Origin of the sequence: Marinobacter sp. C1S70, from assembly GCF_000475355.1 — a bacterium.
Classification (GTDB): domain Bacteria; phylum Pseudomonadota; class Gammaproteobacteria; order Pseudomonadales; family Oleiphilaceae; genus Marinobacter; species Marinobacter nauticus.
Map to the genome: position 1 here is coordinate 195,808 of NZ_AXBW01000084.1, position 12,843 is coordinate 208,650.

The window sequence follows — 12,843 nt, forward strand, 5'->3', positions numbered from 1 at the left end:
AAGGCCCTGCCGGTGCCGCACACACCGGCGGGCTTCAGTGGCTCATATTCATGTCCAACTGCGAACAGCTCACGATAGAAGCCGGACAATTCAGCAGCGCCGGCCGGAAACCCGCCAACCAGGATTTCCATGGCCTGCTGATACCCGACAATCACCAGCGCCACAGCAAGGGAATTGCGGCAGGGATTGCCGATGGCATCAGCTCCAGCAATGTCAGCCAGATCGCCAGTGAAGCGGCGGTGGCCGGTTTCCTGAGCGACTACTACTCAACCCCCGAGAGCTGGTCGGTGAAACAATCAGCCGAACGGGTGCTGAGGGCAAGCAATGCCTGGCTGCACGCCCAGACCCGACAAAGCCGATATCGCTATGACCAGGACCGGGGCTACGTCTGCACCTTCAGTGCCCTGGTTCTGAAATCCGCAACGGCGCACCTGTTTCATGTGGGAGACGCCCGTATCTACCGGCTTCAGGGCAACACGCTGGAACAACTCACAACCGACCACCGGGTCTGGCTTTCGGCCGAGGAAAGCTGCCTGAACCGGGCTCTTGGGCTGAGCCCGCAACTGGATATCGAGTATCGCTGTCTCGCCCTGCACCGGAACGACGTGTTTCTGATGATGACCGATGGCGTTTACGAACGGCTCTCGGCCGGTGATATCACCCTTTGCCTTGCCGACAACGGGGACAATCTGGATCACGCCGCCCGGTCGCTGGCCCAACTCGCCCTGGAAAGGGGAAGTGAGGATAACCTGACGGTCCAGGTATTGCGGGTAACCCGGTTACCCTCTCGGACACAGGACACCAGCGCCCAGGAGGCCTACCGGGAACTGCCCTTCGCACCCGAGCCCACACCCGGTGAGGTGCTGGATGGTTACCGAATCATCAGGGCCCTGCATATCAGCAGCCGAAGCCACGTTTACCTGGCCAGGGATGAGAGGTCCGGGAAGCAAGTCGCAATTAAGTTCCCGGCGATGGAGTTGCGGCAGTATCCGGATGAGCTGGAGCGATTTGTCACCGAACGCTGGATTGCCCAGCGCGTGCAGAGCCCCCATGTGGTTGCCATCTTTGCCCCGGAGCGCCCGCAAAGCTGCCTGTATCTGGCTACTGACTTTGTAGAAGGTTGTACCTTGCGGCAATGGATGCTTGATCATCCGCAGCCAGACCTGGAAACCGTGCGACAACTGGCCGAACAGATTGCCCGGGGACTCAGGGCCTTTCACCGGCTGGAAATGGTGCACCAGGATCTGAAACCGGAAAATGTCCTGATCACACCGGATGGCCGGGCCATGCTGGTCGATTTTGGAGCTACCCGGGTCGCCGGTCTGGAAGAAACGGGCAAGCCTGCCGCTTGCAATCCGGTTGGAGCCGCCCTCTACTCGGCGCCGGAGCTCTTTCTAGGCGAACCCGGCAGCTGGCAGTCGGACCAGTACGCCCTGGGCGTGATTATCTATCAACTATTAACCGGGCGCCTGCCCTACCATACCGATGTACCCCGCATCCGCACTCGCAAACAACTACAGGCTCTGACATACCGGCCCGCCAGGGCCTGGCGTGAAGACCTGCCGCCGTGGCTGGATGCCACCCTGGCCCGGGCCACCCATCCGGAGCCCCATCGCCGCTACCCGGCGCTGTCGGAACTGCTCTACGAACTCCGACACCCTGGACGGGACTGGCGTGCCCGACACCATCCACCTCTCATGGAGCGGCATCCGGTGCGTTTCTGGCAAGGCGTCTCGGCCCTGCTCCTGCTGGCGCTATTAACCTCCCTGGCCGGTGGCTCCTGGAACTGAGCCTTGGGCCATTTATTGCCCGGCCAGCAAAAGCTCGCCCGCCCGCCAAGCAACGCCTTGCCCGAAGACACTCAGATATCGCCCGCAGGCCACGTAACCACTTGTTATATCAATACATTCAATAACTGGCACGGCGATTGTTATCTGTTATGCCGTCCAGGGAACATCCTTGGGACACTCATTCACAACATTGTCATGGAGCAGACTATGCCAACTCCTTGTTATATCAGCATCGAAGGCCAAACCCAGGGTAACATCACCGCTGGCGCGTTCACTTCCGATTCCGTAGGCAACATCTACGTTGAAGGTCACGAAGACGAAGTGCTGGTCCAGGAATTCAGCCACGTTGTTACCGTTCCAACGGATCCCCAGTCCGGCCAGCCTTCCGGTCAGCGTGTTCACAAGCCGTTCAAGTTCACTGCGGCCCTGAACAAAGCCACTCCGCTGATGTACAACGCCCTGGCTTCCGGCGAAATGCTGCCGAAGGTAGAGCTGAAGTGGTACCGCACTTCCGTAGAAGGCAAACAGGAGCACTTCTTCTCCACCATCCTGGAAGATGCCACCATCATCAACATCGATTGCAACATGCCCCACTGCCAGGATCCGGCCAAGGCCGAGTTCACCCAGCTGGTAGAAGTATCCCTGGCCTACCGTAAGGTTACCTGGGAACACGCTGTTGCCGGCACTTCCGGTGCTGACGACTGGCGTTCCCCGGTCGAAGCCTGATCCCTCAGGTTCGATCGCAGGAAAACGGCTGGCCCTCGGGCCGGCCGTTTTTGTTTTCACCAGCAAATTACTGGAAAATAGCTGCCTGACATTCGAGATCAAGCGCCACCGGTACATTTTGTGACCCCCACTCAATCGCAAACAGCAAGGCAGATTGGCACCCTCATGTGCCAGACCACCCGGGACATTCTCTGGACGCCGGCTGAAGGCTGGGTTCAGCAGGCAAATCCGGGCGCCGGGCTGGCATTGCGGGTCGGCTCGGGCCAGGCCACCTACCACCGTTTTGATCCTCGAAAGAAACAGCACCTGATTACCTACGGAGCCCGGATGATCGCCGCCAAGCATCAACCTGCCACCGCCCAGGGCTGGCTATCAAGCCGGGAGATCCGTGGCCGGGGTTATTTTGGGGGCGAGGTAACTGTGCTGAACCTGCTGGCGCATACCTGCTGCCATGAGTTTGCCCATTTGCTGCAGCACAGTGCCGGGCAACGGCATTACGGCTCCGTTCACAACCAGCATTTCTATGAGGCCCTGGACGATCTGCATCATAGCGGTGCAGCCGACGCTACCCGACGGCACCTGTCCGGGCTGGCCAGCGACTGCGGGATAGAGCTAGCCAGTACACCCTTTGAATTTCCGAGTCCCGCTGCGGAGTACCGGCGCTGGCAGGTGGGGGATTCGGTGGTGTTCGGGGATGGCCGGCGCGAGAAGCGGGGCCATGTGGTGCGCGTTAACCGCAAGACCTGCACGGTGACCGTCAGCCAGCATGCCCGGATCCTTCGCTACCGGGTGCCGCTGTCGCTGCTTAGGCGGGCGGCCGCGGCCTGACTCAGGCGGGTTCCCGAGCCCCGGTACGGGCCAGCAGGTCCTGGATCTCCGGCAGGCAGGAGCCACAGTTGGTGCCACACTTCAGGTGCTTACCCAGTGCTTCGGGGCTGGCCATGCCCTGTTCAATGGCCTGGGCAATCTGGTGCTCACCCACGCCAAAACAACTGCAGATAATCGGCCCTGACGCTTCCCCTTCCACTGTGCCTGCCGCCAGTAACGAGCGGCGTTGTTCCGGCGCCAGCTCACCTTTGCCAAAGCAACTGTCCAGCCAGTCCAGATCCGGCATGGTCTGGACACAGGGCTCAACCAGCAACACGGCGTCCAGTCGATCGCCACTAAGCCAGGCGGCCCGGTAGCGCTGTCTCGCTCGGTCTTCCATAACCAGTTCCGGTTCCCGCGAAAAACACCGGTGCCCCCAGTCCCGCCAGTTCATCTCGTGGCCACCGGCGAACCACCAGCCGTGACTGTGCGGCAGGCGCTGGCAGCTCCAGTAGGCAAGAGCGGTGTGGTCCAACGAGGCAAGGCGGGGATCACGCAGCAATAGCCTCGCCTGCCAGCGGGTCACCAGAGGCCGGATGGTCGCCACACCATGCTTGCCTTCTGGCTGACCGGAAATGGGATCCACAACCGGACGGATCAGGCTGGACGCCAAAGCAGAGGAGGCAAACCGGCCATTCCAGTGGATGGGCACAAACACTTCACCTGTGCGCTGGCCGGTGCTGCCCCGGACCCGGCCAACGTAGCCTGCATTGCCCGGCCCACGCAGCACTGCCAGGGCACCTTCAATCAAACCAAAGCCGACAATGTCCGCCGGGTGCAACTCTATGAACGGCTCGCTGCGATGGGCAAACAGCCTGGGTGCCAGGGCCGTTCGGGTCATGGTATGCCATTGGTCACGGATTCGGCCGGTATTCACCACCAGCGGGTACCGGGGTCCAGGTAGCTGCCCGGGCGGCAAACTGGACACGGGCACCAATCGTGCCCGGCCATCCGGCGTGGGAAATTGCCCGTGCCCAAACAGCCGACGGGTTTGCAACCAAGCCCCGGGGTTACCCTCCGTGACCGGCCACTGCACCGGCGCCAGCTCGTCGTACTCCTGGTTGCTGAGTTGAGACAAGGCGGAGATATTGAACACACGCTCGCCTCCGTTACCATAGCCGGACAACACCGCATGTTCGCGAAAGATATCGGCAGGGCATGTGTAATCGAAAGCATGAGCATGACCCAGCGAACAGGCAACGTCCCGAATAATCTGCCAGTCCGGCCGTACCTGCTCCGGCAGGGGCAGAAACCGGCGTTGGCGTGAAATGCGCCGTTCGGAATTGGTCACCGTTCCATCTTTCTCGCCCCAACCGGCAGCCGGCAAGAGAATATCGGCAAACTGCGTGGTATCGGTCTGGGCCACACAATCCGAGACAATCAGAGTCTGGCAACGGGACAATGCCTGGTGAATACGTTCACTGCCCGGCAGGCTGACTGCGGGGTTGGTGCCCATCACCCAGAGGACCCGGATCTCTCCCCGATGGACTGCCTCGAACAGGTCCACCGCTTTATGGCCGGGACCACGGGCCATCTGCTCGCTGTGCCAGAAATCCGAAACCCGGAGCAAGGCGCCCGGGGTGTCATAATCCATATGGGCTGCCAGGGTATTGGCCAGCCCGCCGACCTCACGGCCACCCATGGCATTGGGTTGTCCCGTCAACGATAACGGGCTCGCTCCCGGTCGGCCCACCCGGCCGGTAGCCAGATGGCAGTTAATGATGGCGTTGGCCTTATCCGTACCAGCAACCGACTGATTAATACCCTGGGAAAACGCGGTCACTGTCCGTCCGGTGTCTGCAAACCATTGATAGAAACACTCCACCTCTTTTACTGCCAGATCGCAGCCCCTGGCCACCGCTTGCACAGAAGGCGCGCAGGATCGGGCGATCACCAGGGTTTCCTCGAAGCCGTTACAATGCTCGGCAAGGTAGTCCTCCGCCAGGGCTCCGTGATCGTGCAGCCAGACCAGCAGGCCATTGAACAACAGGGTGTCGGTTCCGGGGCGAAGCTGAAGGTGCAGATCAGCGAGATCCGCTGTCGTTGTCTTCCTGGGATCGATGACCACCACTCTCCGTCCCTGACGGCGCGCTGCACTCATTCGCTGGTACAGTACCGGGTGGGCCCAGGCGGCGTTGCTGCCCGCGAGCACCAGCAGGTCCGCCAGCTCAAGATCCTCGTAGCAACCGGGAACACAGTCCTCGCCAAAAGCACGCTTATGTGCAGCAACGGCCGAGGACATGCACAGTCTGGAATTGGTATCCACATGCGGTGTGCCGATAAACCCCTTTGCCAGCTTGTTGGCAATGTAATAATCCTCCGTGAGTAGCTGCCCGGAGAGATAGAAGGCCACGGATTCCGGGCCATACTCCCGCACAGAGTCGGAAATTGCCCCGGCGACCCGGTCAATGGCTTCCTCCCATGTCACCTCATAGCCTGCAACCTTTGGCACCAGCAACCGGTTGGCATCCTCCAGCGTCTCGTGTAAGGCAGAACCTTTGACGCAAAGCCGTCCGCCATTGGCCGGGTGCCGATGATCGCCTTCGACATGGCCAGGGGCTGCCAGAACACCGCAGCCAACACCACAGTAAGGGCAGGTGGTGGCAATAGAGTCCGCTGGCGTGTCGTGGTGTTTCATGGTGTTCCTCGCTCTTGAACCAAAAAAGCCCACCACCCGGTTTCCGTTTCCAGAGCCGGGGGGAGGGCTTCGTTGCCTGTGTTGTCTGCCATAAAAGAAAGCAATTAGGGGGCCAGCGCACGATTTGATGTCTCCAAGGGCCTTGAATGGCGCCTGGTGCGCGTTTTGAAGCGACGTGCACCGTTAAACGACCTCCTTGAAAAGCCTATCGATGGGCGTTCACCTTGGTGCAAAGGGCGATTTTCTGCACCAAAACCACCCCCGCAAAGCACGGGCTTCCCCTGCTGGAACGACCAGGGCTCCCGCAACTTACTGAAATACATGAAGAGTCCTGGATGGCACGGCTTGTGCTGAGTGATTAGTGAACCATCACGACATCACAGCTCTCATTTACAGGCATCGGCGCCTGCTCTCCGGCAACGGAGGCAGGCGCTTTTTTTTGCGCGTCTGAAATGAGAGAACCGAGAGGCATCACGATGAAGACAGTGAACCATTATGTTCGACCTTTACTGACCGCCACCCTGATCGGCCTGAGTTCCCTGGCCCAGGCCGATATTGGCCCGGCGGAGAAACCCGATCTCAAGCTTGGCTTTATTAAACTCACGGATATGGCGCCCCTGGCGGTTGCCTGGGAACAGGGCTACTTCATGGACGAAGGGTTATTCGTAGAACTCGAAGCCCAGGCGAACTGGAAGGTGCTGCTGGACCGGGTCATCACCGGTGAACTGGATGGTGCCCACATGCTGGCCGGCCAACCCCTGGGCGCATCCATAGGCTATGGCACCCAGGCCGATATCATCACCGCCTTCAGTATGGACCTCAACGGCAACGGTATTACCGTGTCCAACGACGTCTGGGAAGCGATGAAACCAAACCTGGAAATGGAAGGTGATCATCCGGAACACCCGATTTCAGCCAGCGCACTGAAGCCGGTGGTTGAGCAGACCCGCGCCAACGGCGAGCGCTTCCGCATGGGCATGGTGTTTCCGGTGTCCACCCACAATTACGAACTGCGTTACTGGCTGGCCGCCGGTGGCCTGAATCCCGGCTTCTACGCGCCCCAGCGCGGCGATACCAGCGGCACCCTCCAGGCCGATGTGCACCTCTCCGTGACACCGCCGCCCCAGATGCCCGCCACCATGGAAGCAGGCACCATCCAGGGCTACTGCGTGGGCGAGCCCTGGAATCAGCAGGCGGTTTTCAAGGGCATCGGTGTGCCGGTGATTACCGATTATGAAATCTGGCCCAACAACCCGGAAAAGGTGTTCGGAGTCACCGAAGCCTGGGCCGAGCAGAACCCCAATACCCACCTTCGGTTACTGCGGGCTCTGATCCGCGCAGCTTACTGGCTGGACGAAAACCAGAACGCCAACCGGGAGGCCGCCGTGGACATCCTTGCCCGCCCCAGCTATGTGGGAGCCGACAGGGAAGTGATTGCCAACTCCATGACCGGTACCTTCGAGTATGAAAAGGGCGATGTCCGGGAAGTACCGGATTTCAACGTCTTTTTCCGCTACCACGCTACCTATCCGTATCCGTCTGATGCGATCTGGTACCTGAGTCAGATGCGGCGCTGGGGCCAGATTCCCGAAGCAAAATCCGACGACTGGTATATGAAGACCGCAGCCCGGGTGTATCGGGGCGATCTTTACGCCGAAGCGGCCCAGTCACTGATCGAGGACGGCCTGATGACCGCCAGTGATTTCCCGGACTTTGCCCAGGAGAATTTTGAACGCCCCATGCAGGGTGAGCTGATTGACGGCGTCCCTTTCACTCCGCGCGAACCCAATGCCTACATCAACCGTTTCAGTATCGGCCTAAAAGGGTCGGAGACACCGTAAGGGAGGGCCTGACATGACGACGTTAAGCGCAAGAATCAGTCAGTCCATGGCCAGTGGCAGCCGCCAGCTACTTTCCGGTCTGCAACCGGGCGAATGGCTCAGCCAGGGCAAGCAGCTGCTGTTACCACTGGTTGGTATTCTGGTCTTCCTGGGCTTCTGGCATCTGGCCGCGCCACAGGTGGAAACCTCCCTGGGGGCCTTTCCCGGCCCGGTGCAGGTGTGGGAACAATCCGGACAACTGTGGCAGGAGCATATTAGCCAGCGGGAGCGGGCCGATAAGTTCATCGCCATGCAGGAGGAGCGTAATGCCCGCATTCTGGCTGACAACCCGGAGGCAGACGTCCGTATCCGGGCTTACCCCGGCGCACCTACCTTTCTCGACCAGGTGGTCACCAGCCTGCTGACGGTGCTGGCCGGTTTCGCCCTGGCGTCGCTGATTGCAGTACCTCTGGGCATTGTGTTTGGCCTCAACCGGTATTTCCAGGCTGCGGTGAACCCATTGATACAGATCTTCAAACCGGTCTCTCCGCTGGCCTGGCTGCCGCTGGTGACCATGGTGGTATCGGCCACCTATGTCAGTGACGATCCAATGTTCGAGAAGTCGTTCCTGACCTCGATGATTACGGTCACTCTGTGCAGTCTTTGGCCAACACTGATCAACACCAGCGTTGGAGTGGCAGCAGTAAACCCCGACCTGCTGAACGTCTCCCGGGTACTTCGGCTGTCGTTCTGGACCCACGTTCGCAAGGTGGTGTTGCCTTCGTCGGTGCCGATGATCTTTACCGGCTTGCGGGTGTCGCTGGGCATTGCCTGGATGGTGCTGATTGCCGCCGAGATGCTGGCGCAGAGTCCGGGGCTGGGCAAGTTTGTCTGGGATGAGTTCCAGAATGGCAGTAGCCAGTCTTTGAGTCGGATTATGGTGGCGGTGCTGGCCATCGGGTTTATCGGGTTTTTGCTGGATCGGGTCATGCTGTTGATTCAGCGGAAGGTGGCCTGGAATGAGTGACCGACTTTTACCTGTAGCCTCACTTAACCCTGAAATCTCTGACGGCGGAGCATGCCGCACCGGGTGGGTAGTGTCTCCCGGGACACGCGGTGAATACGTCCCTGTAAGCTCCGCAAAAACATCCATGTTTTTGAGGGTCCCGGGAGACACTACCCACCCGGCGCTCGTCTGACCTGTTTAGGGGATCCTGCTATGGCTAAATCACATCTTGAACTAACCGGTGTTGAAATGGCGTTTGATACGCCGAAAGGGCCTTTCATTGCCCTGGACAATGTGAACCTGAAGATCCAGAAAGGGGAGTTTGTTTCACTGATCGGCCATTCCGGCTGCGGAAAATCGACGGTGCTGAACATTGTTGCCGGGTTACTGCAGGCCTCCAGGGGTGGCTGTGTACTGGATGGGCATGAGGTAAATTCCCCCGGTCCCGAGCGGGCAGTGGTGTTTCAGAATCATGCCCTGATGCCTTGGTTAACGGTGTATGAAAACGTGGAGCTGGCGGTCCGGCAGGTGTTTCGCAAGTCGATGACCCGGCAGGAGCGCAAGGACTGGATTACCCACAACCTGGAACTGGTGAATATGGCCCACGCCGCCAACAAGCGGCCAGGCGAGATTTCCGGGGGGATGGCGCAGCGGGTGGGCATCGCCCGGGCATTGGCCATGAAACCCAGTGTGTTGCTGATGGATGAGCCGTTCGGGGCGCTGGATGCCCTGACACGGGCCCATTTGCAGGATTCGCTGATGGAAATTCAGCAGGAGCTGAACAATACCGTGATCATGATTACCCACGATGTGGACGAGGCGGTGCTGTTGTCCGACCGCATTATCATGATGACCAACGGCCCTGCCGCCACGGTGGGGGAGGATCTGCACATTGATCTGCCAAGGCCTCGCAATCGTGTGGCCCTGGCGGACGATGCCCAATATGTGCATTACCGGCAGGAGGTGTTGTCGTTCCTGTACGAGAAGCAGCGCAAGCTGGAGTCTCTGAACAGTCGCCGCGGCAGCAGTGCAAAACCCGAGGCGCCGGCAGCCAGGCATTCAGCTTCGGCCTGACTTTATGCCGGGGCGGGGCACCCCGTCCCGGCCTGGTTCAAGTATCAGCTTAAGACCCCTGCCATGGATACCAGTGCCCGGGCGACTTCGGGCAGTCGCTTGCCCTGGTCCATGGCCAGTTTTCGCAGCAGGCGGTGAGCTTCGTCATTGCTGATGTTGCGGTGTTCCATCAACAGCAAGATGGCCTTTTCCTGGGTACGACGATCTTCCAGAGCTTCTTTGGCACTCTGCAATTCTTCAGACATCTGGCGCAGGCGGCGGGTCTGTTCCTGGACCAGGTCAAAGATGGATCGGCCTGATTGCTGCCCGACACCTTCCCCGGCCCACGTATCGGCAGCTCCGGCCTCTACACCGTTATCGCAAACCACCAGCACGGGCGTTGTGGAGGCATGGCGTTGTTCCAGCGAGGCCAGCAGGGTCTCCTGATGTGCCAGGGAGTGGCGCGCTTCGGTATAGCGCTCCACGCAGCGATGGTGGAAAGCGCTCTCAACCGAATCCTCAATCTTCTTGAGGTCATCCATGCGCTCTGTCATCAGGTTGAACCAGCGGTCGGCCATGTCTTTATCCAGAGACTTATAGGGCCCGACCGAAACGGCCATCTGTCTCATCCGCTCAATTTCCAGCTCCCGCGGGTGAGCGCGCAGGGCTTGCCAGAGCGACAGGCTCTCTTCACTGGCGAAGCCGACAAAGACCTCAAAACACCGCTCCTGCGCTTCAACCAGGTGCATCATGCGCCGTGACAGTGCGTTATCGAAGTGTCCGCTGGAGAACCCCGCGGAACCTGCGGCCCGCTCCTGACCACAATATTCCTTTCCGTTCATGACATGCACCATGGCCACAAGCAGTCCCGCAATCGAAGGCTCTGCCACGGTTTCTGCCGCTTCGAAAACGACCGTAATCAGTTGATGAATACTGTCGCAGAACCACTCCGTGGCCTCCGAAACACTGGCCTCCTGGTCATTCACCCGCTGCCGCAACCCGGGCAGTTGGTCGAGGCTGTGCAGGGCGCTGGCGATGTGCCCGAGCAGTGGGCTGCTGACCGGATGGGTGGTGAGGTCCTCCTGAATGTCTGCCAATGCCTGCCGGAAGTTAGCGGCCAACTGGTCGTTTTCCTTGACCATGGCGGTACGTTCCCGGGCAAAGCGTTGGCAACCGGACCCCAGATAAAGATTGGTGGCGCCTCGCTCCCGTTGCAGGCCATGGACCAGATTGCCCACGCTCTGCACCAACCGCCCCATCTGCAGAAAGTACTCCAGGTTACGGATCTCACACTGGCGGGAGGCCATCAGAAATTCCGCAGCAGTCGCTGTCGCGGTCATACGGGGATGGCGTTTGGTGTTCATGGTGCAGCTCCTGGTGTCGGTACACAGTTGGTTCCTTTCTACCCGGACTGCAGCAATTTACAGGCCAGTCATTCCGGCCCAATCATCGTGCGTTTCGCCCCATCCCGGGGCACTCTTTTGATGCCCACCAGCCGGCCTCCTTCAGCGGACTCACCTAAGCCATTGAATAATAAAGCCTGAAAAAGTTGGCACGGAGATCGCTAACACTTAGACAAGGACGACTGTCCCGGCCATGGAATCAGGCCGGACCATCAGATCATTGTTGTTGGCATTGGTGCCGGACCATCTGTTCTCTTCGGAGAGCATGATGCTCCGGCTTTTTTCGTTGCTGGAGGCACTCAGTTCCATGGAACACACACAGGATAACCCACTGGTGATCTGCGGCCATGGCATGGTCGCGCAACGGCTGCTGGAGCAACTGGTAGCCCAGGGGCATCCGTTCAGCCGCATTGTGGTGTTTAACGGTGAGCCCTTCGCTGCCTACAACCGGATCCAGTTGTCGTCATTGCTGGCCGATCAGATTCAGGAAACCGATCTGGAACTGAAACCCTGGCAGTGGTTCCACAAGCACCGAATAGAGGTGCACCAGCATGAGCCTGTCACCCATATCAGTCCGGGCCAGCGCCAGGTAACAACCGCCTGTGGTCGCACCCAGTCCTATCACACGCTGGTGCTGGCCACCGGAGCACAGCCCTCCCGCCTTGGCCTCCCCGGTGAAGACCTTGACGGCGTGATGAACTTCCGGGACCTGGCCGACACCCGCACGCTGATCCGGCAGGCAAAGTCACACCGTCGGGCCGTGGTCATCGGCGGAGGCTTTCTCGGCCTGGAGGCGGCCGAAGGGCTCAGGACCCGGGGCATGGACGTTACGGTGCTGCACCGCAGCGGTCATCTGCTCAACCGACAGCTGAACCCGATCGCTGGCGATATTCTGAAGCAGAAGTTACAGCAGCGGGGGGTGAGTATCCGAACCGGCACCTCGCCGGTCTCCCTGCTCGGTCGGAATCAGGTCCGCGCCGTGGAACTGAGTGACGGCACGGTACTGGCCACGGACCTGGTGGTTATTGCTACCGGTATTGAACCCAACAAGGGATTGGCAGCTGACGCCGGCCTCAACTGTGACCGGGGTATTCGAGTCACTCCGAACCTGATGACGTCCAACCCGCATATCTACGCACTGGGTGAGTGCTGTCAGTTTCAGGAGCACACCTTTGGCCTGGTCGAACCCGGTTACGAGCAGGCCCGGATTCTGGCACAGCTTCTTTGCCAGGTGCCGGGAGCCAGAGCATTTGAGCCCGGAGAAGTCGCCACCCGACTGAAAATCAGCGATCTGCCCATTTTTTCCTGTGGCCGGGTAGTCCCCGGCGAGCATACCGAAATTGTTGAATGGCAGGACCGAACCCACGCGGTCTACGGCCAACTGCTGCTGGATGGCAACCGGCTGGCCGGCGCCATCCTGCTGGGCGATACCGCCAACGGCCCCTGGTACAGCGAACTGATTCGCTCCGGCGCCGATGTCTCCCGCTACAGGGACACCATCGCTTTCGGCAAAACCTATTGCGACGCAGCAGCCTGATAG

The 12,843-nt window shown here is 59.9% G+C and carries 9 protein-coding genes; 7 read left to right on the forward strand and 2 right to left on the reverse strand.

Features of this window, described 5'->3' with window-relative positions; genetic code table 11:
• Positions 1 to 50 precede the first annotated feature (50 nt).
• The 3 genes from Q669_RS18555 to Q669_RS18565 all read left to right on the forward strand — a co-directional run bounded on the left by Q669_RS18555 (position 51) and on the right by Q669_RS18565 (position 3,344).
• Entirely contained in the window at positions 51 to 1,790 is a 1,740-nt protein-coding gene (locus Q669_RS18555; protein WP_022993431.1) for a bifunctional protein-serine/threonine kinase/phosphatase, read from the forward strand.
• 207 nt (positions 1,791 to 1,997) lie between these two features.
• The gene (locus Q669_RS18560; RefSeq protein WP_011783759.1) at positions 1,998 to 2,516 is read left to right on the forward strand and encodes an Hcp family type VI secretion system effector; all 519 of its coding nucleotides are present in this window, start codon (positions 1,998 to 2,000) and stop codon (positions 2,514 to 2,516) included.
• A gap of 120 nt (positions 2,517 to 2,636) precedes the next feature.
• Positions 2,637 to 3,344 carry a hypothetical protein gene (locus Q669_RS18565; RefSeq protein WP_036149973.1) on the forward strand — a complete coding sequence of 236 codons (708 nt, stop codon included), beginning with the start codon at positions 2,637 to 2,639 and terminating at the stop codon, positions 3,342 to 3,344.
• A gap of 1 nt (position 3,345) precedes the next feature.
• On the opposite strand, the gene Q669_RS18570 is transcribed toward Q669_RS18565, so the two are convergent.
• The gene (locus tag Q669_RS18570; RefSeq protein ID WP_022993433.1) at positions 3,346 to 6,021 is read right to left on the reverse strand and encodes a nitrate reductase; all 2,676 of its coding nucleotides are present in this window, start codon (positions 6,019 to 6,021) and stop codon (positions 3,346 to 3,348) included.
• Positions 6,022 to 6,497: 476 nt separating this feature from the next.
• Between Q669_RS18570 and Q669_RS18575 the strand changes: the two genes are divergently transcribed.
• From Q669_RS18575 to Q669_RS18585, 3 genes are all read left to right on the forward strand, one after another.
• Positions 6,498 to 7,862, forward strand: coding sequence for a CmpA/NrtA family ABC transporter substrate-binding protein (locus Q669_RS18575; protein ID WP_022993434.1), 1,365 nt, complete (start codon positions 6,498 to 6,500; stop codon positions 7,860 to 7,862).
• 13 nt (positions 7,863 to 7,875) lie between these two features.
• A complete protein-coding gene (locus Q669_RS18580; protein WP_036149976.1) occupies positions 7,876 to 8,868 on the forward strand; it encodes an ABC transporter permease in 993 nt (330 codons plus the stop codon).
• Positions 8,869 to 9,060: 192 nt separating this feature from the next.
• A complete protein-coding gene (locus tag Q669_RS18585) occupies positions 9,061 to 9,921 on the forward strand; it encodes an ABC transporter ATP-binding protein (RefSeq protein ID WP_031211742.1) in 861 nt (286 codons plus the stop codon).
• Between the two features lie 44 nt (positions 9,922 to 9,965).
• Here Q669_RS18585 and Q669_RS18590 read toward each other — a convergent pair whose 3' ends face one another.
• Positions 9,966 to 11,264 (reverse strand): nitrate regulatory protein, encoded by a 1,299-nt coding sequence (locus Q669_RS18590; RefSeq protein WP_022993437.1) that lies wholly within the window; start codon positions 11,262 to 11,264, stop codon positions 9,966 to 9,968.
• Between the two features lie 232 nt (positions 11,265 to 11,496).
• On the opposite strand from Q669_RS18590, the gene Q669_RS18595 reads away from it, so the two are divergent.
• Positions 11,497 to 12,840: an NAD(P)/FAD-dependent oxidoreductase gene (locus tag Q669_RS18595; protein ID WP_223268744.1), complete on the forward strand. Its 1,344-nt coding sequence runs from the start codon at positions 11,497 to 11,499 to the stop codon at positions 12,838 to 12,840.
• Positions 12,841 to 12,843: the final 3 nt, after the last annotated feature.

Bases quoted from the DNA above. Each gene is read 5' to 3' on its own strand.
- Q669_RS18575 (WP_022993434.1), top strand. From the start codon at position 6,498: ATGAAGACAGTGAACCATTATGTTCGACCTTTACTGACCGCCACCCTG.
- Q669_RS18585 (WP_031211742.1), top strand. From the start codon at position 9,061: ATGGCTAAATCACATCTTGAACTAACCGGTGTTGAAATGGCGTTTGAT.
- Q669_RS18595 (WP_223268744.1), top strand. From the start codon at position 11,497: ATGGAATCAGGCCGGACCATCAGATCATTGTTGTTGGCATTGGTGCCG.
- Q669_RS18570 (WP_022993433.1), bottom strand. From the start codon at position 6,021: ATGAAACACCACGACACGCCAGCGGACTCTATTGCCACCACCTGCCCT.
- Q669_RS18580 (WP_036149976.1), top strand. From the start codon at position 7,876: ATGACGACGTTAAGCGCAAGAATCAGTCAGTCCATGGCCAGTGGCAGC.
- Q669_RS18555 (WP_022993431.1), top strand. From the start codon at position 51: ATGTCCAACTGCGAACAGCTCACGATAGAAGCCGGACAATTCAGCAGC.
- Q669_RS18590 (WP_022993437.1), bottom strand. From the start codon at position 11,264: ATGAACACCAAACGCCATCCCCGTATGACCGCGACAGCGACTGCTGCG.
- Q669_RS18560 (WP_011783759.1), top strand. From the start codon at position 1,998: ATGCCAACTCCTTGTTATATCAGCATCGAAGGCCAAACCCAGGGTAAC.